17 protein-coding genes and 2 pseudogenes are annotated in these 22,477 nt (G+C 62.3%); 4 read left to right on the top strand and 15 right to left on the bottom strand.

The window, feature by feature from the left end:
* Positions 1–302 precede the first annotated feature (302 nt).
* The 12 genes from ACSMEV_RS05800 to exaC form a co-directional block, all read right to left on the bottom strand.
* Positions 303–1,156 (bottom strand): IS5 family transposase gene (locus tag ACSMEV_RS05800; RefSeq protein ID WP_459207595.1). Its coding sequence is split into 2 segments (ribosomal slippage): positions 303–802 and positions 802–1,156, totalling 855 coding nucleotides; the frame shifts between segments, so codons are not numbered across the junction.
* Between the two features lie 66 nt (positions 1,157–1,222).
* Positions 1,223–1,738, bottom strand: a complete 516-nt coding sequence (locus ACSMEV_RS05805; protein WP_459207596.1) for a DUF1643 domain-containing protein — start codon at positions 1,736–1,738, stop codon at positions 1,223–1,225.
* Between the two features lie 43 nt (positions 1,739–1,781).
* Positions 1,782–2,708, bottom strand: a complete 927-nt coding sequence (locus tag ACSMEV_RS05810; RefSeq protein WP_459207597.1) for a DUF5655 domain-containing protein — start codon at positions 2,706–2,708, stop codon at positions 1,782–1,784.
* 152 nt (positions 2,709–2,860) lie between these two features.
* A complete protein-coding gene (locus tag ACSMEV_RS05815) occupies positions 2,861–6,343 on the bottom strand; it encodes a class I SAM-dependent DNA methyltransferase (protein WP_459207598.1) in 3,483 nt (1,160 codons plus the stop codon).
* Positions 6,344–6,751: 408 nt separating this feature from the next.
* Positions 6,752–7,453, bottom strand: coding sequence for a LexA family transcriptional regulator (locus ACSMEV_RS05820; protein ID WP_459207599.1), 702 nt, complete (start codon positions 7,451–7,453; stop codon positions 6,752–6,754).
* A 189-nt stretch (positions 7,454–7,642) separates the two neighbouring features.
* Positions 7,643–8,170 (bottom strand): inorganic diphosphatase, encoded by a 528-nt coding sequence (gene ppa / locus ACSMEV_RS05825; RefSeq protein WP_296269267.1) that lies wholly within the window; start codon positions 8,168–8,170, stop codon positions 7,643–7,645.
* 92 nt (positions 8,171–8,262) lie between these two features.
* Entirely contained in the window at positions 8,263–9,078 is an 816-nt protein-coding gene (locus ACSMEV_RS05830; RefSeq protein ID WP_459207600.1) for a M90 family metallopeptidase, read from the bottom strand.
* A gap of 9 nt (positions 9,079–9,087) precedes the next feature.
* Positions 9,088–9,735 (bottom strand): DedA family protein, encoded by a 648-nt coding sequence (locus tag ACSMEV_RS05835; RefSeq protein ID WP_459207601.1) that lies wholly within the window; start codon positions 9,733–9,735, stop codon positions 9,088–9,090.
* A gap of 186 nt (positions 9,736–9,921) precedes the next feature.
* Positions 9,922–10,782, bottom strand: coding sequence for an ethanolamine ammonia-lyase subunit EutC (gene eutC, locus ACSMEV_RS05840; protein WP_459207602.1), 861 nt, complete (start codon positions 10,780–10,782; stop codon positions 9,922–9,924).
* 9 nt (positions 10,783–10,791) lie between these two features.
* Positions 10,792–12,186, bottom strand: a complete 1,395-nt coding sequence (locus ACSMEV_RS05845; RefSeq protein WP_459207603.1) for an ethanolamine ammonia-lyase subunit EutB — start codon at positions 12,184–12,186, stop codon at positions 10,792–10,794.
* 48 nt (positions 12,187–12,234) lie between these two features.
* Positions 12,235–13,683: an ethanolamine permease gene (gene eat / locus ACSMEV_RS05850; protein ID WP_459207604.1), complete on the bottom strand. Its 1,449-nt coding sequence runs from the start codon at positions 13,681–13,683 to the stop codon at positions 12,235–12,237.
* A gap of 191 nt (positions 13,684–13,874) precedes the next feature.
* Entirely contained in the window at positions 13,875–15,395 is a 1,521-nt protein-coding gene (gene exaC / locus ACSMEV_RS05855) for an acetaldehyde dehydrogenase ExaC (RefSeq protein ID WP_296269273.1), read from the bottom strand.
* Positions 15,396–15,661: 266 nt separating this feature from the next.
* On the opposite strand from exaC, the gene ACSMEV_RS05860 reads away from it, so the two are divergent.
* The 4 genes from ACSMEV_RS05860 (at position 15,662) to ACSMEV_RS05875 (ending at position 19,913) form a co-directional block, all read left to right on the top strand.
* Entirely contained in the window at positions 15,662–17,593 is a 1,932-nt protein-coding gene (locus ACSMEV_RS05860) for a sigma-54-dependent Fis family transcriptional regulator (protein WP_459207605.1), read from the top strand.
* 66 nt (positions 17,594–17,659) lie between these two features.
* Positions 17,660–19,009 (top strand): UDP-N-acetylmuramate:L-alanyl-gamma-D-glutamyl-meso-diaminopimelate ligase, encoded by a 1,350-nt coding sequence (gene mpl / locus ACSMEV_RS05865; protein ID WP_459207606.1) that lies wholly within the window; start codon positions 17,660–17,662, stop codon positions 19,007–19,009.
* Positions 19,006–19,635 (top strand): flavin prenyltransferase UbiX, encoded by a 630-nt coding sequence (ubiX, locus tag ACSMEV_RS05870; RefSeq protein ID WP_413045494.1) that lies wholly within the window; start codon positions 19,006–19,008, stop codon positions 19,633–19,635. Before mpl ends, ubiX begins: the two co-directional genes overlap by 4 nt.
* Positions 19,632–19,913, top strand: a complete 282-nt coding sequence (locus ACSMEV_RS05875) for a YceK/YidQ family lipoprotein (protein WP_459207607.1) — start codon at positions 19,632–19,634, stop codon at positions 19,911–19,913. Before ubiX ends, ACSMEV_RS05875 begins: the two co-directional genes overlap by 4 nt.
* 5 nt (positions 19,914–19,918) lie before the next feature.
* On the opposite strand, the gene ACSMEV_RS05880 is transcribed toward ACSMEV_RS05875, so the two are convergent.
* The 3 genes and pseudogenes from ACSMEV_RS05880 to ACSMEV_RS05890 all read right to left on the bottom strand — a co-directional run.
* Complete coding sequence (locus ACSMEV_RS05880) at positions 19,919–20,560, bottom strand: oxidoreductase (RefSeq protein ID WP_459207608.1); 642 nt, start codon at positions 20,558–20,560, stop codon at positions 19,919–19,921.
* A 43-nt stretch (positions 20,561–20,603) separates the two neighbouring features.
* A pseudogene (locus tag ACSMEV_RS05885) lies at positions 20,604–21,293 on the bottom strand (C13 family peptidase); the annotation flags it as partial.
* Between the two features lie 96 nt (positions 21,294–21,389).
* A pseudogene (locus ACSMEV_RS05890) lies at positions 21,390–22,370 on the bottom strand (MORN repeat-containing protein); the annotation flags it as partial.
* Positions 22,371–22,477: the final 107 nt, after the last annotated feature.

The following is a 22,477-nucleotide window of genomic DNA, read 5'->3' on the forward strand; positions in this document are numbered from 1 at the left end:
TATGTCTACCTGGCATAAACGTATCTCCAACTTGGAAGCCTGAGCTGAAAGTCGATGCCCCTTAGGATCAAGAACGTAGCGTTATATGCCCCGGACTTTGTTCGGAAAAGTAGTGTTGGCTGCACAATAGGCTGCAGATAATTCACCGATTAAATGCTTTCGACGAAAAACCGCAGGACTTGAAACTGCGGGCGTGATCAGTTGGCCGCTATAGGCCAAGAGCCGAGGATTTGGGTCGTTGCTTTACCTATGGACGCTTACTGTCTACCCACCTCCTTCCCTTAACGTTGGCAGGAGACACTCTAGGGTTTGTCTGAAAAGTCAGCCCGTAAGCACTTTTCGATGCAAGCCAGCGTGACCATGGCTTTGAAGCTGCTCGCCAGCTTGTCGTATCGGGTACAGATCCGACGTTTTTCCTTGAGCCAACTGAACAGCCGTTCGATCACGTTGCGCTTTTTATGATGCGGCCTGTCGAACAGTCGAGGCAGGCCCGGCCGAGGTTTGCGATGCATCTTGCGCAAGGGAATGATCGGCTGCATGCCGTAACGATCACAGTACTGACGCAGCATCTGGCTGTCATAGCCCTTGTCGGCCAGTACATATCGGCAGCGCTTACGCGGACGACTCCTGCCACCTGGCAGGCTGATCTGCTCCAGTAACGGCATGAAGTAGCGCGAGTCGGCTTCTTCACCGGGCGACAGCATGACCGTCAGCGGAAAGCCGTTGCTATCGCAGGCGAGATGAATCTTGGTGGTCAGTCCGCCTCGGCTACGGCCGAGACAGTGGTGGTGCGGTTCCTGCGAGCCCCTTTTTTTCCAGCACCGCTGGCTGCTCGGGTGGCTCGGATGGATGTCGAATCGATCATCCAGGTATCCAGGTCGATAAAGCCGTCTTCACGCAAGCGAAGGTGTAAATGGCGCAAAACCTGCTCGAAAGTGCCGTCGTCACGCCATTGCCGGAAGCGTTGGTAAACGGTTTTCCAAGGCCCAAAGCGCTCTGGAAGATCACGCCATTTGGCGCCTGAGCACAAAATCCAGAAGATGCCGTTGAGCATCTGACGGTCGTCGCGCCTTGGACGCCCCATGCGCTGAGGAGGGGAAACGATGGCTTCGATCATTGCCCAGCGTTCGGATGAGATTTCATAACGGCCTGCCATGACGGCCCTCCCAGCAACCAGAGGGGGACATTTTAGCCAAAGCGACTTTTCAGACAAACCCTAAATTCAAAGACCACTACAACCCTCATCAAAAGCTCGTACTGGCCGGGGAAAGTTTTCGGGATTGATGCGGGATGGGTGTAGGTAGCCACCGCCTTTATTTGGGCGTAGACAGTACAGATTTGCTGACGGCACATTGCGTATAAAATCGGGCAATCGTGCCTCATGCTTGTTTCCACAGGCGAGGACAACGATAGATACTTCGGCAAAGACCCTCTGAACAAATTGCTCATTGAGGCTATCGGCCTCGCTGTTGCGGATCACACCGGAAGGGTCCGTAGAGTAGTTTGGATACAAATTCAAAATGTAGAAGCCACCCCAGCCCCAGTTAGCAGCCAAGTTGCCGCACTTAAAAACAGTGGTGTCGTTTCGAATTTCGTCAGCTTTCGAAGGATTTGCGCACAGAAAAGCACCGATTGGCAAGCACTCATCCCATACACGACTAAGCACGAATCGATGTTTGCCACAGTCGGATCTGATCACTGTCGACTTGGTGGTTGAGCGGCATTCGATGGTCTTCATTACTTTCTCAGTCAATTTTTGAGCTCACGGAAAGCCCTAAGATCTAGTTCTCTTGATAACTTCGCTCAATCAATGCCTTGGCCCTTTCCAAGTCATCTTGGGTGCGCAGGCTCAATTCCAAGTCGCCGGTACCCCAGTGTCCGATAGCTCGTACATCACGGCTGAAGTCCTCCATTAGTTCGACCGAATCTGGATTGAGCTTGAGGTAAAGCTGCAGCCGTTTAGATTGAACTACTACGCTCGCAAAGTTCTTCAGGCGGCGGAAAGCCAGGTAGAGCTTGAGAGGCTTCTCTTGCACATCATCGCCGAGGGAATGCAAGTAGCTAGTCGTCTGCTCGAAGAGTGCAGCGATTTCCGCTGGAGCTTGGGCTAGTTGTTCCTGCCAAGTCTTATCCTTACTGATAGATGCCGGTTTATCTGCGCTACTATCCATAGGCTTAGTTGTAGCGGAGGTGTCTGCCACGCTCACCACATTGACCAGTTCTAGCAGAAGTAGATCATCTCCAAATAGCTTATAGCGGATAAGCTCGATGTTGCGTTGAATCAGCTGTACGGCATGCTGGTCGTAGCGGGTGAAGTCTGCAGCTATACATAACAGTCGCGTGCCGCTCCACTCAATTTGATCGGCTGCATCCTTACCCAGTTTTTCCATCACCAGCCAGCGGAATTCGGCCTGATGGTCCAGTAGCCAGTCGAGATAGAATAACCCTTGATTGATCACGTTTTCGTTGCTATGGCGCTTATATTCGACGATTACTGGACAGCTGTTTTCGTCGAGGCCCAGAGAGTCTATACGGCCTTTGTGAGTTTTGCCGGTGGTGTACTCGGTCGCAATAAAGCGTACTCCGAGAAAAGTTTCCATCTGGGCTTCTATAAGGCTTTGAAGCTGTTTTTCAACAGCAACTGCTCGACCGGGTAGCTCATGAGCATCACCAGTTGTACCCATCCGGAAGAGTTGAATATCGCTCATGCCCCATCCTTTGTTAGTGATCCGCGCCAAAATTAAGCTGTGTTAGGCGCGGATCTATCAATACCTTTGGAAGCTATCACCATTAAATGTATACAGAGCTTCGGTGCAGGCAAGTAGTTATCGTGCGCAAAACTTAGCGCAAGTGCTAAGGGTTAGCTTGCAAGTCGATAGCAATCGCCTTCCAAATGAACCATCCCAAGTTCCTCTAAAGCTGCTAGTGCCTCAAGAATAAGCGGTGATGTTTTTTTCGGAGCTGTAAAGTGTGTGGTGATAGTCTCTGCCGTCATAGGTTCGGTGCTCAATGTTTTGCGTACAGCAGCAATTTGCTCTCGCATACTCTTAGGCCAAGCAATTTTCTTGGTTTTTGCCGGTAGAGCAGTAATTTCGACTTCGTCCTCGTCCTCGTCTTCCAGTTCTGTTTCAGCTTGTTCCAGCGAATCTTTACCGGCGGGATGCTGATAGTCCGGCCGCAGCCATTGGACTTGGCCGCGGTTCTCCTCATCGGAACGATAAGTGTTGAGTTCTGCTAGGCGTTGCAGAAGTTCCTCCTCCGCTTCGGCCTGAGCTTCCGACTTGTCCGGCAATGGTGTAGTCGCGCCGGGGAGACCGACCAGCTTTTCGGCTAGATCATTCCAGCCGTAGGCAGCGAACACCGCTCTGTCGAGGTTGTCGTGAAGTTCACGCAGCACAGATACCAGGCCCTGGGAATGAATGATTTTGTCCTTATTACTCAGCTCTTCATTGGCCCGTAGTTTCTCTAACACATTATACATGCCGGTCATGGTCAGTTCGGGGTTTGCCGCTTGTTGGCGACGGCGGTGAGCGTTTAATTGCTCGGCCAATTCACGGATAACCGACTGTTGCGCAGGTGTGGCGTGGGGGAAGGGGAAGGTTTCGAAGCAGCGAGTTTTGTTATAGCGGGGATCATTGCCCACGCCAAGCCTGCCACCTGCTGCAAGCGCCCAAGCCACATGCAGGCGACTGGAAAGTACGCCAAGAAAATACGCATCACTAAGGCCGAACGTTACTAGAGTACTGTCGGGCGCATCCTCTGATGGTACCCATGCAAAGTAACGGTGCTTTGCTGATTCAATCGTAGCTATGTATCTAGATAGGCCATAAGTAAACTTTCGGAAAATCGGCCTGGGGTGCCCAATAACCCACCAATAATGTTGGAATTTTTTGTTTCTATTTTGCTCCCGCAGTGGCTTAACTCGATCCAATAGGTACTGGTAGGTGCTTGCATAAAATTCCTTTACATCCTCCAGTTCCACCCCAAAAAAATCTACCACATAGAGGCCACGCCGTTGGCCAGCTAGATCTCGACCACTTAGGTAGGGGCGAATATATCTTTCAATTCCAGCAATGCTGCCCAAGCCTAAAGTCTTGGCCGTAGACTTATTTACCTGGAAGGGCTTGCCAATCGTTTTGAATCCTACGGCACAAAGTTTTTTGTTTGCCGATAGGCTGACCGCTTTGGTCAGGTCGACGCCGATTTTTAAATCAGCATGCACCTTACCGCTCACAGTTGTTACCCGGTCGACCAGATCCTCGTCGGAAGGCTGTCCTTTGTCGTGTTCCTTGGTAACTAAAAGCACATTAGCTTCGTAGTAACCGGCTTTCGCTGCTGTCATGGCTATTCGGACTGCTGCTCCATCGACGGTATCAACCCAAGGATGGTCAGGAATAGCGAAGGTAAGAGAAAGTGGTGTTTTTTCGTTATTCAAAAACGGTTCGAGTACACGGCGGTTATAAGTTTGGCGAATGGAATTAGACGTGATGAATCCAAATGCCTTGATTTCGCCAGCGATAACTAAGCTCGCCGCGTGATGCCACCAGCGAAGAACGAAGTCGGTAGCTTGTGGAACTTCAGGCCAAGCAACCTGAATTGCATCGACATAACCATCTCCTAGAGCATCTCGCATCAACTTAGCCCCAATGAATGGCGGGTTGCCAATGATGTAATCTGCTCGTGGCCACTCTGTTTTACGTGGGTTTAAATAGCGATACTGTTCGGTCTGCGCAGACTCGTCGGGAATTTCTTCTTTGGTAATATGGCTTTTTTTGTAGGTCACTCCATCCCAGTGTGTGATGGGCTTGCCAGCCTCATCAGTGATTAGCTCAACAGAGTCGTAGGTGATCAGCGCATCACGGTGCTCGATATTATGAAAATCCCGTAATACCGGCTCTGGTGGGTTGACCTTTCCATAGGTGCGGAAGTGCCATTGGAGGTATCCGATCCATAGCACCATTTCGGCAATTTTGGCTGCACGTGGATTAATCTCAATTCCTATAAACTGGTGAGGGTCTACAGTTAGTCCCTCCAGTTCAAAGGAGCCAGATTTCACGAGGCTACCAAGCACTTCCAGTACCTCACCCTCAAGTCGCTTCATGTGTTCAAGGGTTACATATAGAAAGTTACCGCTACCACAAGCCGGGTCAAGCACGCGAGTCTGGCAGAGTTGGTGGTGGAATTTGCGGATCTCGGCGATCGCTTCTTTAGTTTTACGTTGCTGTTTGTACGTCAGGGCTGCGGCTTGGACTTCTGCCCACTCAGCACGCAGTGGCTCGATGATGGTCGGTAGCACTAGGCGCTCAACGTAGGCACGTGGAGTGTAATGTGCACCGAGCTTGTGGCGCTCGCGCGGATTGAGGGCGCGCTCCAGCAGGGTGCCAAAAATGGCCGGCTCAACATAATGCCATTCAGCCTTCGAGGCAGCGGTCAGCAGTTTGACTTGTTGAGCGTTAAGCTCAATGACATGAGCATCGGCAAATAACCCACCGTTGAAGCGAAGCACCTCGGCATCTAGAGCTGGCGCAAAACCGCCGGTGTTCATTGTCTGCCAGAGACTCCGTAGCTGCCGGCAAAACGACTCGGGTTTGGCCTGTAAATTCTGGAGTAGCTCAGTAAAGCAACGCTCCGGAAGCAACCCAACATCTTCTGAGAACATGGTAAACAGGCAGCGCATCAGGAAGCTAGCGACCTGCTCGGCAGGGTGGCCGCTGTCCTCAAGGGATTTGGCAAGTGTAGCGAGCTGACCTGCTATGTCGCGCGTGATTTTCCCCGCATAGCGTGTAGGATCAAGCTTCTGAGGATCAAGCCAAGCTTTCTTCAGAAGCTCTCTTGTTTCAACGTCGCGCAGTTTCTCTAGAGGGATCTTGTGAGTTCGTGGGTCCGGGAAAGCAACGTAATTTCCACCGGATCGGCTGAACTCGGAGTAAAGCGCAAAGGACTTACCGACATCGACAATGATGATAAATGGTGGGCGACCTTCCTCGGGGGGAAGGGAGCGGGCGTAGTTCTCTGCCTGCTTTAGGGCTTTGGTGATAGATGCGTCCCAGCCGTCGCTACCGGTCTGCTTACCGGTGTCTTTGCCTTCTAGGATGAAGCAGCCACGCTTGTAGAGATCGATCCGACGATTAGACTTGCCTCCGTCTGCGAACAGTTCGGTCACACTTCGCTCGAAAATGTAGGCATTGTCGCCTCGCTCTGCGCGCGCGGGCTGTGGCTGTGGCAGATCTAGTAGAGTGCAAAGCTCGGTGAGGAACATCTGAAGATTGGCAGTTTCATTACCTCCTCGGCTGTCACTACCACCCCATCGCTCGATGTAAGCCTCTACCTTTTTTTCGATCACGCTAGCTCTCCCTTTCGGCGACAAAAACCGGGAGTCTAATGGATAAAGACAGAGTGATGGCACATTGTTGAGCGGACCGAGATTGTTGATGAGAGAACTACAGGCATTTCAGTATGGGCTGAGGTATGGGCTGAAAACCCTCGAATTATGAGGGCCTTGTTTTTAAAGGATTTTTTGAATTAAAAAGCCGGCTTGTGGCCGGCTTCTCGAGGGCAGTCTTGGCTCGTTTTTGACAAGCCGCAACCGCCTTGAACGGTATGACCTCGACGGGCCATGAAAGGAAAGAACAGTCGCCGCAAGGGCCCTGTTCCACCCGCTGCACCGCGTCGTGTGCGGCCAGGGGCAAAAAGTGTCGCCAAGGATACAAGCCCGCACCCCAATTGCCCAGCACAAACTACCCCGGCCGTTTCACCGTGGTCGTTGCTGGCGCAGGTGCGAGTACCAGAACACCCAACCGAACACGTACAGGTCCTGGGCGCGGCGCTGGGCGGGGGAGAAGCGTTCGGTGGGGTAGTTGAGGCGGTCGTGGCTGTGCAGGCTGAGCACGTCGCGGTCGCCCAGGCTCAGTTGGTGGATGCGCAGGCGGCCATTGTGCAGCAGGGCGTAGGTTTCGCCTTCCACCACCCGGGTGCAACTGCGGTCGACGGCCAGCAGGGCATTGCGCGGGATCACGGGGGTCATGTTGTGCGCGGGCATCGCCATGCACACCACGTCGCGCGGTGCGATGCCCAGGGCGTCCAGGGCCTGCTGCGGCAGCAGTACCTGGTGCGCGGTCACCGGTTTGAGCAGGCCGGCGTCGAGCCGGTGCAGGGAGAAGCGCGTCTGCGCGCCGTCGGCGGCCAGCAGCAACGCGGCCTGCCGGACTTGGCCGAGCACGGTGGCGCGCGGGCGCAGGATGGGGTCGGGGTGCTTGGGGCCTTCGCCGCACCTGAGCCAGCGGCGGTGCACGCAGAACAGGTCGGCGATCTCGTCCATGCGTGCCATGGGCACGCCGCGTTTGAACCAGTTGTTGATGTGTTGCGGCGAGACGTTGCGCTGGGCGGCAAAGTCGGACGGGGTCAATTTGCACTCCTGCAGAAGTGCCTTCAAACGATCACCGGAATTGTTCATTGGAACAGTCTAGCGGCGCGGCCGTATGCGAAACATCAACAGGACGTTGAGCGGATCGAGAACCGCGTAGGGCGTCTGTAAGACGGCGGTGTAGGACGTTGTAGTCCGGATTCTAAAAGCCCTGCGACAAGGTCCATTCTGCGGGTATAAAAAAACCCTGCCGAGGCAGGGTTTTCCGGTGCGGCGCTATCAGCCCTTGTAGGCTTCGACCGACTTGGTGATCGCGGCGCGGGCGGCATCGGCGCCGTCCCAGCCTTCGATCTTGACCCACTTGCCCTTCTCCAGGTCCTTGTAGTTGGCGAAGAAGTGCTCGATCTGCTGGATCAGCAGCGCCGGCAGGTCGGTGTATTCCTTCACGTCGACATACAGCTGCGACAGCTTGTCGTGCGGGACGGCGATGACTTTGGCGTCGCCGCCGCCGTCGTCGGTCATGTTCAGGATGCCGACCGGACGGGCGCGGATCACCGAGCCTGGGGCGACCGGGTAAGGGGTCACGACCAGCACGTCGAGGGGGTCGCCGTCGTCGGCCAGGGTGTTGGGGATGAAGCCGTAGTTGGCCGGGTAGAACATCGGGGTGGCCATGAAACGGTCGACGAACAGGGTGTCGCTGTCCTTGTCGATTTCGTATTTGATCGGCGCGTGGTTGGCCGGGATCTCGATGGCGACGTAGATGTCGTTCGGCAGGTCTTTACCGGCCGGAATCTTGCTGTAGCTCATTGGGCAAAGCCCCCCTGTTAGGACCGAAAAAGTGGCGGCGATTATAGGCACATTCCACAAGGGCATGCCATGTCCGGCGGGGTGGCGTGGCCTCAGGTGGGCTCGGGCCCATAGGCGGGGTCTTCGGCCTGCAGGCGTTGCAGACGCTCCAGCGGCGATTGCCGATAGAACAGTGCCAGTTGTCGGTAGACCTCGGGGTAGGCCTGGGCGAGCAGGTCGGGCGCGCTGAAGAAGTACTCGCTGGTGACGGCGAAGAACTCGGCGGGGTTTTCCGCAGCGTAGGGATCGATGGCAGTTTCGGCGTCAGGGTCGGCGTCGAGCTGGCGGTTGAGGTCGTCGAAGGCCGTCTGCATGGCGCGGGCCCAGTCGCCGACGACCATGCCGCGGTGCAGCGGCGGCAGGCCGTTGGCGTCGCCATTGAGCATGTCGAGCTTGTGCGCCAGCTCGTGGACGACCAGGTTGTAGGCGTCCCAGCCACCGCTGGCGAGCACCCCCGGCCAGGCCATGATCACCGGCCCCTGTTGCCAGGCTTCGCCGCTGTGCTCGCCGTTCCACACGTGCTCCACGCCGCTGCCGTCGCGGTGGCGCTGCGGGCTCTGGAAGTCGTCGGGGTAGAGGATCAGCTCGTGGAAGTCCTGGTACCAGTCGTGCTCGCCCAGGTGCAGCAGCGGCAGTTGCGCCTGGGCGGCGAGGAACAGGCGCTCGGCATCGTCGAGTTCGACGCCCGGCAGCAGGGTCAGGTGCTTGTCGTGCAGGAACAATACGCTGGCTTCGCGCAGCCAGCGGTCTTCATCGGCGCCGATGCCGTCGAGCATCGGCAGACGTTCGCGCACCCGCTGCCACAGGGCCGCGTCCACCGGGTAGCGGGCCAGGGTGCGGCGTCGGCGCCAGGCGCTGAACGACCACATGGGCGCGCCTCAATGGGCCTTGGCGGCGCGTCCGAAACGGCTGCGCAGCAGGCCCAGGATCATCGGGATCAGCGACAGCAGAATGATACCGACCACCATCAGCGACAGGTGCTGCTTGATGAACGGCACGTTGCCGAAGAAGTAGCCCAGGGTCACCAGGCTGCCGACCCACAGCACCGAACCGGCCACGCTGAACGCCAGGAAACGCAGGTACTGCATGTGCGCGATGCCGGCCACGAAGGGGGCGAAGGTGCGCAGGATCGGCAGGAAGCGCGCCAACGTCACGGTCTTGCCGCCGTGGCGGGCATAGAACTCGTGGGTTTTTTGCAGGTAGTCGCGGCGGAAGATCTTCGACGTGGGGTTGCGGAACAATCGCTCGCCTGCCGTGCGGCCAATGACGTAGTTGGTGCTGTCGCCCAGGATCGCTGCCATGATCAGCAGACCTGCGAGCAGCACCGGGTCCATGCCGCCGCCGGCGGCCACGGCGCCGGCGATGAACAGCAGGGAGTCGCCGGGCAGGAACGGCATCACCACCAGGCCCGTTTCGCAGAAGATCACCGCGAACAGGATGGCGTAGATCCACGGACCGTAGTTGGAGACCAGCACGTCGAGGTAGTAGTCGAGATGCAGAATGAGGTCCAGCGGATTGAATTCCATGTACAGCACCTGTGTTCGGGTCCCGCGGCGACGGCGAGCGACGACGGACTGCGCGCTGGTGGCGAGCGTCCTTGCCTGAGAGGGTGGGTAAAATTTCGTACGTAGTAGGCACGGCATTATACGGGCAACTTCGGAAAGTGCCCGTGGAGTTTGTAGCGGGGGATTACCGGGTACTTTTACCCTGCCTCAATCGCTGCCAAGCAGGAAATTCCCGGTTTTCTTGTCGGCCGTCTCATCGCCGATGCTCTGCACTTCGGCTTCGTCCTTCAGCGTGACCCCCGACAGCTGCCGTCGGCACGCCTCGCGCATCAGGTACAGCAGGCGGTGGGCGGCCATGCCGTAGCTCAGGCCTTCCAGGCGCACGTTGGAGATGCAGTTGCGCGCCGCATCGGTCAGGCCGACGCGGGGCGCGTAGGTGAAGTACACCCCCAGGCTGTCGGGCGAGCTGAGCCCCGGTCGCTCGCCGATCAGCATCACCGTCATGCGCGCGCCGAGCAGTTGCCCCACTTCGTCGGCCACCGCCACCCGCCCTTGCTCGACCAGCACCACCGGCGCGCGGCCCCAGCCCTCGGCCGCGGCCTGTTCGTCGAAACGCTTGAGCAGGGCAGCGCTGTGGCGGTGCACGGCCAGGGCCGACAAACCATCGGCGATGACGATGGCCAGGTCGACGCCGCCCGGGTGTCGTTCGGCGTGCTCGCGCAAGCGGGCGGCCGAGTCCTCGGCCAGGCGCCGGCCGAGGTCGGGGCGTTGCAGGTATTCGTGGCGATCGCTCGCCGCGCTGTGCAGCAGCAGGGTTTCGTGGCCAGCACCGTGCAGTTGCTGGCTCAGGGCGTCGTGGTCGAACGGCAGGTGCACCGCGTCGCGCGCCTGGGCGTGGGCGAACTGGAAGTCGAGCTGGGCGGCGGTGGGCAGGCTGGTGCCGGTGCGGCCCAGGGCGATGCGCGCAGGCGTCAGGGTGCGCAGGGCAAGCCAGGGGTTGTCCAAGGCGGGAGCGGAGGTCGGGTCGCAGGCCGCGTCTGTGGCGGGTTCGAGCGTGGAACGGTCCATGGTCACCTCTCAGGCCAGTTGCGCCAGCACCTGGCGGAATGCCGGCGGCAGGTTGTCGCCGAATCGCACCCGGCCATCGGCCTGGGTGAAGATTCCGGTGCGTTCGAGCCAGGCCTCGAATTCCGGCCCGGGCCGCAGCCCCAGGGTTTGCCGCGCGTAGAGCGCGTCGTGGAACGAGGTGGTCTGGTAGTTGAGCATGATGTCGTCCGAGCCCGGAATGCCCATGATGAAGTTGATGCCGGCCACGCCCAGCAGGGTCAGCAGGGTGTCCATGTCGTCCTGGTCGGCTTCGGCGTGGTTGGTGTAGCAGATGTCGCAGCCCATCGGCACGCCGAGTAGCTTGCCGCAGAAGTGGTCTTCCAGACCGGCGCGGATGATCTGCTTGCCGTTGTACAGGTATTCCGGGCCGATGAAGCCGACCACGGTGTTGACCAGGAACGGCTTGAAATGCCGAGCCACGGCGTAGGCGCGGGTCTCGCAGGTCTGCTGGTCGACGCCATGGTGGGCGTTGGCCGACAGCGCGCTGCCCTGGCCGGTCTCGAAATACATGAGGTTCTGCCCGGCCGTGCCGCGTTTGAGCGACAGCCCCGCCTCGTAGCCCTCCTGCAACACATTGAGGTTGACCCCGAAGCTGGCGTTGGCCGCCTCGGTGCCGGCGATGGACTGGAACACCAGGTCCAGCGGCACGCCGCGGTTGATCGCCTCGATGGAGGTGGTGACGTGGGTGAGCACGCAGGCCTGGGTCGGAATCTGATAGCGCTCGATCACCGCATCCAGCATCTCCAGCAATGCGCAGATCGAGGCGGTGCTATCGGTGGCCGGGTTGATGCCGATCATGGCATCGCCGTTGCCGTACAGCAGGCCGTCGAGAATGCTCGCGGCGATGCCGGCCGGCTCGTCGGTGGGGTGGTTGGGTTGCAGGCGGGTCGACAGGCGCCCGCGCAAGCCCATGGTGCCGCGGAACGCGGTGACCACGCGGATCTTTTGCGCCACCAAGACCAGGTCCTGCACGCGCATGATCTTCGACACCGCCGCCGCCATTTCCGGCGTCAGCCCCGGTGCCAGGGCGCGCAGGCTGTGCTCGTCGGCCGCCTCGCTGAGCAGCCAGTCGCGCAGGCCGCCCACGGTCAGGTGGCTGACCGGGGCAAAGGCGGCGGCGTCATGGCTGTCGACGATCAGCCGGGTGACTTCGTCGTCTTCGTAGGGAATCAACGCTTCGTTGAGGAATTCGCGCAGCGGGATGTCGGCCAGGGCCATCTGCGCCGCCACGCGCTCGCCGTCTTTGCTCGCCGCCACCCCGGCCAGGACGTCGCCCGAGCGTGCCGGGCTGGCCTTGGCCATCACCTCCTTGAGGCTGTCGAAGCGGTAGAGCAGGTGGCCGATGCTGTGTACGTAACGTGCCATACAGGTTCTCCAGAGCGCCGCGGTGTCACCCGCGGCGCGGCTCGGCGATCAGTGCAGGGCCTCTTCGGCGTCCTGGATCGCGGCGAATTCTTCTTCCGGCGTGCCGGCCACCAGGTGGTGGCGGCTGTAGAAGGCGAAGTAGGCGATCAACACTCCATAGATCACGGCGGCGCCGATCACCACCCGCGGATCGACCAAGAACCCCGCCACCACGGCGATGCAGGCCAGCACCAGGGCCACGCCCGAAGTGAAGATGCCACCGGGCGTGCGGTACGGACGGGCCATCTTCGGCCGGCGGATGCGCAGGGTGATGTGCGCGGCCATCATCAATACGTACGACAGCGTAGCGCCGAACACCGCCACCAGGATCAGCAGGTCGCCCTGGCCAGTCAGCGACAGGGCGAAGCCGACCAGGCCAGGGATCACCAGGGCCAGCACCGGGGCCTTGCTCTTGTTGGTCTGCGACAGCTTGCGCGGTAGGTAGCCGGCGCGCGACAAGGCGAAGATCTGTCGCGAATAGGCGTAGATGATCGAGAAGAAGCTGGCGATCAGGCCAGCCAGGCCCACCAGGTTGACGAAAGCGCCCATCCAGGTCGAACCGCCGTAGGCCTTGGCCAGGGCTTCGACCAGCGGGTTGCCCGAGGCCTTGAGCGCTTCGGAACCGGCCGCGCCTGGGCCGATGATCAGGATCAGCAGGGCGAAGGCCAGCAGCACCAACATCGCGCCGATCAGGCCACGGGGCAGGTCGCGTTTGGGGTTCTTGGTTTCTTCGGCGGCCAGCGGCACGCCCTCGACCGCCAGGAAGAACCAGATCGCATAGGGAATCGCCGCCCATACGCCGACGTAGCCCAGGGGCAGGAAGCTGCTGGCACCGACGGCGTCGGTCGGGGCGATGTCGAACAGGTTGGCTGCATCAAAATGGGGCACCATGCTCACCAGGAACACCACCAAAGCGATCGCGGCCACGGCGGTGATGGCGAACATCAGCTTCAAGGCCTCGCCTACCCCCAGGATGTGGATGCCGATGAAGACGATGTAGAAGGCCAGGTAGATCATCCAGCCGCCGATGCCGAACAGCGACTCGCAATAGGCCCCGATGAACACCGCGATGGCGGCGGGGGCGATGGAGTATTCGATGAGGATCGCCGTGCCGGTGAGGAAGCCGCCCCAGGGGCCGAAGGCACTGCGCGCGAAACCGTAGCCGCCGCCGGCGGTAGGGATCATCGACGACAGCTCGGCCAGCGAGAAGCACATGCACAGGTACATCGTGGCCATCAGCAGGGTGGCCAGGAACATGCCGCCCCAGCCGCCTTGGGCCAGGCCGAAGTTCCAGCCGGCGTAGTCGCCGGAGATGACGTACGCCACCCCCAGGCCCACCAGCAGCACCCAGCCGGCGGCGCCCTTTTTCAGTTCGCGTTGCTGGAAATAGTCTGAGCCGACGTTCTCGAAGTCGACCGAAGGGTTGGCCGGCACAGGGCCGGAGTGATCGCTTGGCATAGTGTTCACCTGTTGTTTTTTTGGTTGGCCGCTGAAACGGTCGGCCGTGTGGTGATGTGCGTTGCAGGAAGCGAGCCAGAGCGGTTGCGGGGGTGCCCGTCTGGCTTGAAAAAGGTTGGTGGGGAATCGGGAGTGGAGCTTTCGCGGGCGAACCGACCGGTATTGGGTTCGCCCGCGAAACGTTCAGCCGATCAGAAGAACCCCAGCGGATTGATGTCGTAGCTCACCAGCAGGTTCTTGGTCTGCTGGTAGTGGTCGAGCATCATCTTGTGGGTCTCGCGGCCCACGCCCGACTTCTTGTAGCCGCCGAACGCGGCATGCGCCGGGTACAGGTGATAGCAGTTGGTCCACACGCGGCCGGCCTTGATGCCACGGCCCATGCGGTAGGCGCGGTTGATGTCGCGGGTCCAGACCCCGGCGCCGAGGCCGAACTCGGTGTCGTTGGCGATCGCCAGAGCTTCGGCTTCGTCCTTGAAGGTGGTGACGCTGACCACCGGGCCGAAGATCTCCTCCTGGAACACGCGCATCTTGTTGTTGCCCTTGAGCAGGGTCGGTTGGATGTAGTAGCCGGTCGACAGCGCGCCTTCGAGCCGTTCCACCTTGCCGCCAGTGAGCAGTTCGGCACCTTCTTCCTGGGCGATCTGCAGGTACTGCTGGATCTTCTCGAACTGCTGCTCGGAGGCCTGGGCGCCGACCATGGTCTCGGTGTCGAGCGGGTCGCCGCGCTTGATCTGCAGCACCTTCTTCATCACCACGTCCATGAACTGCGGGTAGATCGACTCCTGCACCAGCGCCCGCGACGGGCAGGTGCACACTTCGCCCTGGTTGAAGAAGGCCAGCACCAGGCCTTCGGCGGCCTTGTCGATGAAGCTCGGTTCGGCCTGCATGATGTCTTCGAAGTAGACGTTGGGCGATTTGCCACCCAGCTCCACGGTGGACGGAATGATGTTCTCGGCCGCGCACTTCATGATGTGCGAGCCCACCGGGGTGGAGCCGGTGAAGGCGATCTTGGCGATGCGCTTGCTGGTGGCCAGGGCCTCGCCGGCCTCACGGCCATAGCCTTGCACCACGTTGAGCACACCCTTGGGCAGCAGGTCGCCGATCAGCTCCATCAGCACGCTGATGCCCAGCGGCGTCTGCTCGGCGGGCTTGAGCACCACGCAGTTGCCGGCGGCCAGGGCCGGGGCCAGTTTCCAGGCGGCCATCAGCAACGGGAAGTTCCACGGGATGATCTGCCCGACCACGCCCAGCGGCTCGTGGATGTGGTAGGCGACAGTCTTCTCGTCGATCTCGGCGGCGCCGCCTTCCTGGGCGCGCAGGCAGCCGGCGAAATAGCGGAAGTGGTCGACGGCCAGGGGAATGTCGGCGTTCAGGGTTTCGCGGATCGGCTTGCCGTTGTCCCAGGTTTCGGTGATGGCCAGCAGCTCCAGGTTCTGCTCGATGCGGTCGGCGATGCGCAGCAGGACGTTGGAGCGTTCCTGCACCGAGGTGCGGCCCCAGGCGTCGGCGGCGGCATGGGCGGCGTCCAGCGCCTTGTCGATGTCCTTGGCGGTGGAGCGGGGGAATTCGGCGATGGGCTGGCCGTTGACCGGCGAGGTGTTGGTGAAGTGCTGGCCTTCGACCGGCGGGACGAACTCACCGCCGATGTAGTTGCCGTAGCGCGCCTTGAACGAGACCTTGGCGCCGTCGGTACCGGGATGTGCGTAACGCATGGTGTGTCTCCTGATCGATTTATGTTTGTGGAGGAGTGGCAAAGCGTAGAGCAAAGGTCGGGCCAGTGCCTGCGAGCCCAGGCGGTGCGCGGGTTTGTGAAGAATCGAACAGGGCCGACGCCAAGACGACGTAACGCAGGTGGCACGTTCGCCGTGACGTTTCGTATCGGTTTTGGCACGTTGCACGCGCCGGTGCCGCACGCCCCATTGCAAAGCCCGAGTCGCTGGAGGATGCTCGGGGAAATCCTTCTGTGCAGAAACACGCGATGAACAGCCGCTCGTTCAGCCGTCATGCCCGCCAAGTGCTCACCGTCGCCAACGGTCAACCCATGGGCGCGGGCAGTGACCCGTCGATCGCCCGCTCCTGGTTGCGCTGCCTGGAGGACTACCACCTCGACCCGGCCCTGGCCCAGGCACCTGCCGTGCTTGAGCACGCCCATGTGCAGCAGGGCCGCCAGCGCCTGGGCCAGGTGCTGGAAATCGCCGGTACGGAAATGCACAGCCTGCACCAGCAACTGAGCGGCGCCGGGCACGCGGTGCTGCTCACCGACGCCCAGGGCATCATCCTCAATTGCCTGACCGCGCCCACCGAACAGCGCATTTTCGAGCGCGCCGGGCTGTGGCTGGGCGCCGACTGGAGCGAGGCGCGCGAAGGCACCAACGGCATCGGCACCTGCCTGGTCGAGCGCCAGCCGCTGACCATCCATCAGGACGAACACTTTCGCGGGCGGCACACGGGGCTGACCTGCTCGTCGAGCCCGGTATTCGACCCCCAGGGCGACTTGCTGGCCGTGCTCGACGTCTCTTCGGCGCGCACCGACGTGTCGCGGCAGAGCCAGTTCCACACCATGGCGCTGGTCAACCTGTCGGCCAAGGTCATCGAGCGCTGCTACTTCCTGCGCCAGTTCGAGCACCTGTGGTTGCTGCGCTTTCATGTGCAGGCCGAATCGGTGGGCCTGTTCAGCGAAGGTTTGCTGGCGATCGACGGCGACGGCCGCATCCAGGCGGTCAACCAGGGTGCGCTTAACCTGATCGGCGCGCCGCGCAGCGGTTTGCTGGGGCAGTCGGTGGAGCGCTTCTTTGCCTGCCGCCTGGACGACCTGCTAGCCCGCGCCGCGCCCCAGGGCAGCGCGGTGTGGCCGCTGACGACCCACCAGGGGCGGGCCATGTTCGCCAGCCTGCGCGGCCAGCCAGCGCAGCCGGTGTGGACGGTGCCGGCCAGTGCGCCTTCTGTGCGCAAGCCTGCCGTGCAGGGCTGCTGGGTCGACCCAGCTCTGCAGGACGACTTCCGCCGTGCCGTGCGCGTGTTCCAGCGCGACGTACCGTTGCTGCTGTGCGGCGAAACCGGCTGCGGCAAGGAAGCCTTCGCCCAGGCCGTGCACCAGGCCAGCGACCGTCAGGGCCGGCCGTTCGTGGCGATCAACTGCGCGTCGATTCCGGAAAGCCTGATCGAGAGCGAGTTGTTCGGCTACCGCGGCGGCAGCTTCACCGGCGCGCGCAAGGAAGGCATGCGCGGCAAACTGTTGCAGGCCGACGGCGGCACCTTGCTGCTGGACGAGATCGGCGACATGCCCCTGGCCTTGCAAACCCGCTTGCTGCGGGTGCTGGAAGACCGTCAGGTGGTGCCCATCGGCGGCGAGCCAAGGCGTGTCGATGTGCGCATCATCAGCGCCACCCACCGCCATCTGCTGGAACGGGTCGAGCAGGGCAGTTTCCGGGAAGACCTGTACTACCGTCTCAACGGCCTGGAGATCGCCCTACCGGCCGTGCGCGAGCGCAGCGATCGGGGAGCGCTGCTGGACCTGTTGCTGGCCACCGAGGCGGCTGGGCAGGCCGTCGTCCTGGAGCCGGCCGCGCGTCAGGCGCTGCTCGATTTCGCCTGGCCGGGCAACGTGCGGCAGATGAAGAACGTGTTGCGCGCCGTGGTCGCCTTGAGCGAGCAGGGGCGCATCACCCTGGCCGATTTGCCGGCCGTGGTGCGCGGTGGCACAGGCGGCATCGCCTCAGCGCCAGCTGCGCCGATCGAGCGACCGTCGCCTGCCCTGGGCGGCGAACTGGACCTCGCCGAACGCAAGGCGCTGCTCGATCTGCTGCAAGCCCGGCGCTGGCACCTGACCCAGGTCGCCGAGCACTTGGGCATCAGCCGCAATACCCTGTACCGCAAGCTGCGCAAGCACGGCATCCGCCGCGCCGACTGAGCGAAACAGCGGGTGCGCTTTGCCTAGGGCTGGGCTACCCTGCCTCGACGTTTTGCGAGGTCGATCATGCACATTCATATTCTCGGTATTTGCGGCACTTTCATGGGCTCCCTGGCGGTACTGGCCAAGGCGCTCGGGCATCGCGTCACCGGCTCCGATGCCAACGTCTATCCGCCCATGAGCACCCAGCTCCAAGCCCAAGGCATCGAGCTGACCCAAGGCTACGACCCGGCGCAACTGCAACCGGCACCGGACCTGGTGGTGATCGGCAACGCCATGTCGCGCGGCAACCCGGCGGTGGAGTACGTGCTGAACAAGGGCCTGCCTTACGTGTCGGGGCCGCAGTGGCTGGCCGACCACGTGCTGCAAGGGCGCTGGGTACTGGCAGTGGCCGGCACCCACGGCAAGACCACCACCAGCAGCATGCTGGCTTGGGTCCTGGAACATGCCGGCATGAGCCCGGGCTTCCTGATCGGCGGCGTGCCGCAGAACTTCTCGGTCTCGGCGCGCCTGGGCGAAACCCCCTTCTTCGTGGTCGAAGCCGACGAGTACGACAGCGCCTTCTTCGACAAGCGCTCCAAGTTCGTGCACTACCACCCGCGCACCGCGATCCTCAACAACCTGGAATTCGACCACGCCGACATCTTCCCCGATCTGCAAGCCATCGAGCGGCAGTTCCACCACCTGGTACGCACCATCCCCAGCGAAGGCCTGGTCATCCACCCGACCCGCGAGCAAGCGCTGGCGCGGGTGATCGACATGGGGTGCTGGACCCCGGTGCAGACCACCGGCGAAGGCGGCCAGTGGCAGGCGCGCCTGCTCAGCGCCGACGGTTCGCGCTTCGAAGTGCTGTTCGACGGCCAGGTGCAAGGCACCGTGCAATGGCCACTGACCGGGCGGCACAACGTCGACAATGCGCTGGCCACCTTGGCCGCCGCGCGCCACGTGGGCGTGGCGCCGGCCTTGGGCATCGAAGGCTTGAGCGCCTTCAAGAACGTCAAACGGCGCATGGAAACCATCGCCGAGGTGCAAGGCGTCACTATCTATGACGACTTCGCCCACCACCCCACGGCCATCGCCACCACCCTCGACGGCCTGCGCAAACGGGTCGGCGCGGCGCCGGTCATCGCCATCATCGAGCCGCGCTCCAACTCCATGAAGCTCGGCGCGCACCGCGACGGCCTGCCGGAAAGCGTCGTCGATGCCGACCAGGTGATCTGGTACGCACCGGCCAACCTGGGCTGGGACTTGGCCGCCACCGCCGCCGAATGCCGCGTGCCTTCCGTGGTGGCCGACAGCCTCGAAGCGATCATCGAGCGGGTCAAGGGCCAGGCCCGCCCCGGCACCCACGTGGTGATCATGAGCAACGGCGGCTTTGGCGGCCTGCACCTGAAACTCGCCGAGGCCCTGCGATGAGCGGGCCGCAACGCGTCACCCTGGCCATGACCGGAGCCTCGGGCGCGCAATACGGCCTGCGCCTGCTCGATTGCCTGGTGCGCGAAGACCGCGAAGTGCATTTTCTGATCTCCAAGGCCGCGCAACTGGTGATGGCCACCGAAACCGACGTCGAGCTGCCGGCCAAGCCGCAGGCGGCGCAGGCGTTCCTCACCGAATACACCGGCGCCTCCGCCGGGCAGATTCGCGTGTACGGCAAGGAAGACTGGATGTCGCCCGTGGCCTCGGGCTCCGGCGCGCCAGCGGCGATGGTGGTGGTACCCTGTTCCACCGGCACCCTGTCGGCGATCGCCACCGGGGCATGTAACAACCTCATCGAGCGCGCCGCCGACGTGACCCTCAAGGAGCGCCGGCAACTGATCCTGGTGCCGCGCGAGGCGCCGTTCTCCACTATCCACCTGGAAAACATGCTCAAGCTGTCGAACATGGGCGCGGTGATCCTGCCGGCGGCACCGGGCTTCTACCACCAGCCGCAGACCATCGACGACCTGATCGACTTCGTCGTGGCGCGGATCCTCAACCTGTTGGACATCCCGCAAGACATGCTGCCGCGCTGGGGCGAGCACCATATCGGCAGCGATCTGTGAAGGCACTGCTGCTGGCCGGTGCCGTACTGCTGAGCGGTTGCGCCACGGTCGGCACGCTCAACGCCAAGCAGCCGGACGCACCGGTGGTCTACGCCGGCACGCGGCTGGACCTCTATGCCCTGAACGGCGGCTGCTGCGCCGAAGACCGCTTCGGCACCGCAGCGCCGGCTTGGCCGGGGCTGGACCTGCCCTTCAGTGCGTTGCTCGACACCCTGTTGCTGCCGCTGTCGGTGGCGACTGCACTGGGTGCGCAGTTCAACGCCACTGGCGGCTTGTAGCCCTTTTACTTGCCCAGGCGGCGCAGCTCGTCCGACTCCACCACCCGCACGCCATCCTGTTCTTCCAGTGCCAGGCGCCATAGCGCGCGGGCCAGGGCGCAGGCCTCGATGCCTTTGTACTTGCCGGGAATCAGGCGCGCCAAAGGCGCCGCCAGACGCTCGGCCAAGCGCTGGTTCAGGCGTTCACCCAGCAGCAGGGAAGGACGAGCGATGGTCAGTTGCGGCCAGCCCTGTTGCTTGAGGGCCTCTTCCATCTCGCCTTTGACGCGGTTGTAGAACACCGAAGAGCCGGTGTCGGCGCCGATCGCGCTGATCACCAGCAGATGCCGCGCGCCCAGCTCGCGTGCGCGTTGGCCGAAGGCGGCGACCAGTTCCAGGTCGACGGCGCGGAAGGCCGCTTCGGATCCTGCTTGCTTGATCGTGGTGCCCAGGCAGCAGAAGGCGATGTCGACGTTGCCGCTGAGCGTCGGCAGCAGGTCGGCGAGCTCGCCAAGGGGATTTTCCAGGTGTGCGTGCTCGGCCAGGGGGCGCCGTGTCGGGGCCAGGACGCGGCTGATTGTGGGTTCGCTGAGCAGGCGGTCGAGCAGGTGCTCGCCGGTCAGGCCGGTGGCGCCGGCGATCAGGACACGCTGGGGCGTCAGGTACATACGGTATCTCCCTGTTCGATGCAGAGGCGGCCCGTGGCCGCGCCTACAGATTCAATGCCTGCTCGGCTTGCTGACGCCGCAGGCGCTGCCAGTGTGCGATCACCCCCGAAGGCGCCCAGATCTGCGGTTCAGAGGCTTCGAAGCCTTCCCGGCGTTCTCGTTCGGCAACGCTGGCGCGAGCCAGTTCAAACGCCTGTTTCAGATCGTCGGTCTGGTTCAAGGCTTGAGCGAACAGGGCATCGCCGAAGTAGGTGAAGTCCGCCTCTTCGGAACAGCCGAACGACACCCGGTCGGCGCGTGCGGCGGTCATGATCAGCGTGCGTTCGTCCTTGAGCGGCGCGATGTAGCCGCCCGAATAACAAGCCGAAACCACGATCACCTTGTCGCGCTGCTTGAGCGGCGCCAGCACGCTGGCCAGCTCGTCGGCGGCCAGATCGGCCAATTGCAGGCGCGGTTGGTCGAGCACCAGTTGGTGGTCGGCGCTGCCATGGGTGGTGAGGTAGATGAACACCAGATCGTCGTTCGACGTGCGCTCGGCCAGCGCCTGCACCGCGCGGCGCAGGCTTTCGCGGGTGGCCATGGGCCGGGTCGCCATGCTGTCGCGGTGGTTGACCAGGGTGATCTGGCCGGTGGCGCCGAAGCGCACCTTGAGCAGGTTGCTGACGTAGTCGGCTTCGCGCAGGAACACGCTCTGTTGGCCGTCGCCGGCCACCACCAGGCTGTACAGCCCGGTAGTCGGCTTGGCCTGCCGCGTTTGCGGCGCCTGGCCGGGCTTCGAATGCTTGGCCGAGAGGCCCGACGCCACGCCGGGTTTCACACCTTGCGCCTGTGGCAGCCGCGCCAAGGCCTGGTCGAGCAGGGCGCCCTGGTTGAGCAGCGCCAGGTCCAGCGGGTCGGGCAGCAGGTGGCCGCGTTCGTCGCGCACGCGCACACCGTTGAACCAGACACCGGCTTCCACACGCCCGTCGGCGTAGGTCAGGCGACCCTCGCCGTGGTAGGTGTCGTTGTCGAAGGCGCCCTGGTACTGGCTGCCGTCGGGCAGTTGCAGATGGCCCTGGCCGGAGAAGCGCCAGTCGCGGAACTGCCCTTTGTAGTGGCTGCCGTCGGCACCGAGCAGCTCACCCTCGCCGGCCAGCGCGCCGTCCTTGAACGGGCCGATCCACACGTCGCCCTCGGCGTTCTCGTAGCGGCCGCGGCCTTCCAGACGGTTGTCCTTGAATTCGCCGATGTACTGCTCGCCCTCGACGCTGTCGAAGGTGCCGCTGCCTTGCAGCTGGCCGTCGACGAAGGTGCCGCTGAAGCGGTTGCCGCTGGCGTCGCTGCGCACCCCGGCGCCATTGGGCTTGCCGTGGCTGAACAGGCCCTGGTAGCGGCTGCCGTCGGCCATTTGCAGTTCGCCGGCGCCCTGGTACTGGTCGTCCGCGAACTGGCCGCGGTACGACTGGTCGTGCTGCTTGAGCGTGCCGTCACCGTCGCGCCGGCCCTGTTTGAAGGTGCCGCTGTAGTGGCTGTCGGGCGTGGTCAGTTCGCCCAGACCGTCGAACAGCCCCTGGACGAACTGGCCGCGGTAGACCTCGCCATGGCTGCCGTGCCATTCGCCGTCGCCGTGCCATTGGCCGTCGTGGAAACCACCCTGGTAGTAGCTGCCGTTGGGGTAGTCGATGCGTCCCTGGCCTTGCAGCAGGCCATTGACCACCTCGCCCCGGTAACGGCCGCCGTCGGGCAGGCGCGCGTCGGGCGGCGAGAGCGGCTCGCCCTCGCCGCAGGCCGCGAGCAGCAGGGTCAACGCAAGGGGCAGCAGTGGGCGCATGACGGAGTCCGGCTGGAAAATCGGCGAGTATGCCGCAGATTGCCTGCGCGCAGACAGCCATCGCACGTGCCGCGCATCGCCTTCGGACGAACAGCGCAGCGGCGCGG

It is taken from the genome of Pseudomonas sp. MLB6B (assembly GCF_054508135.1).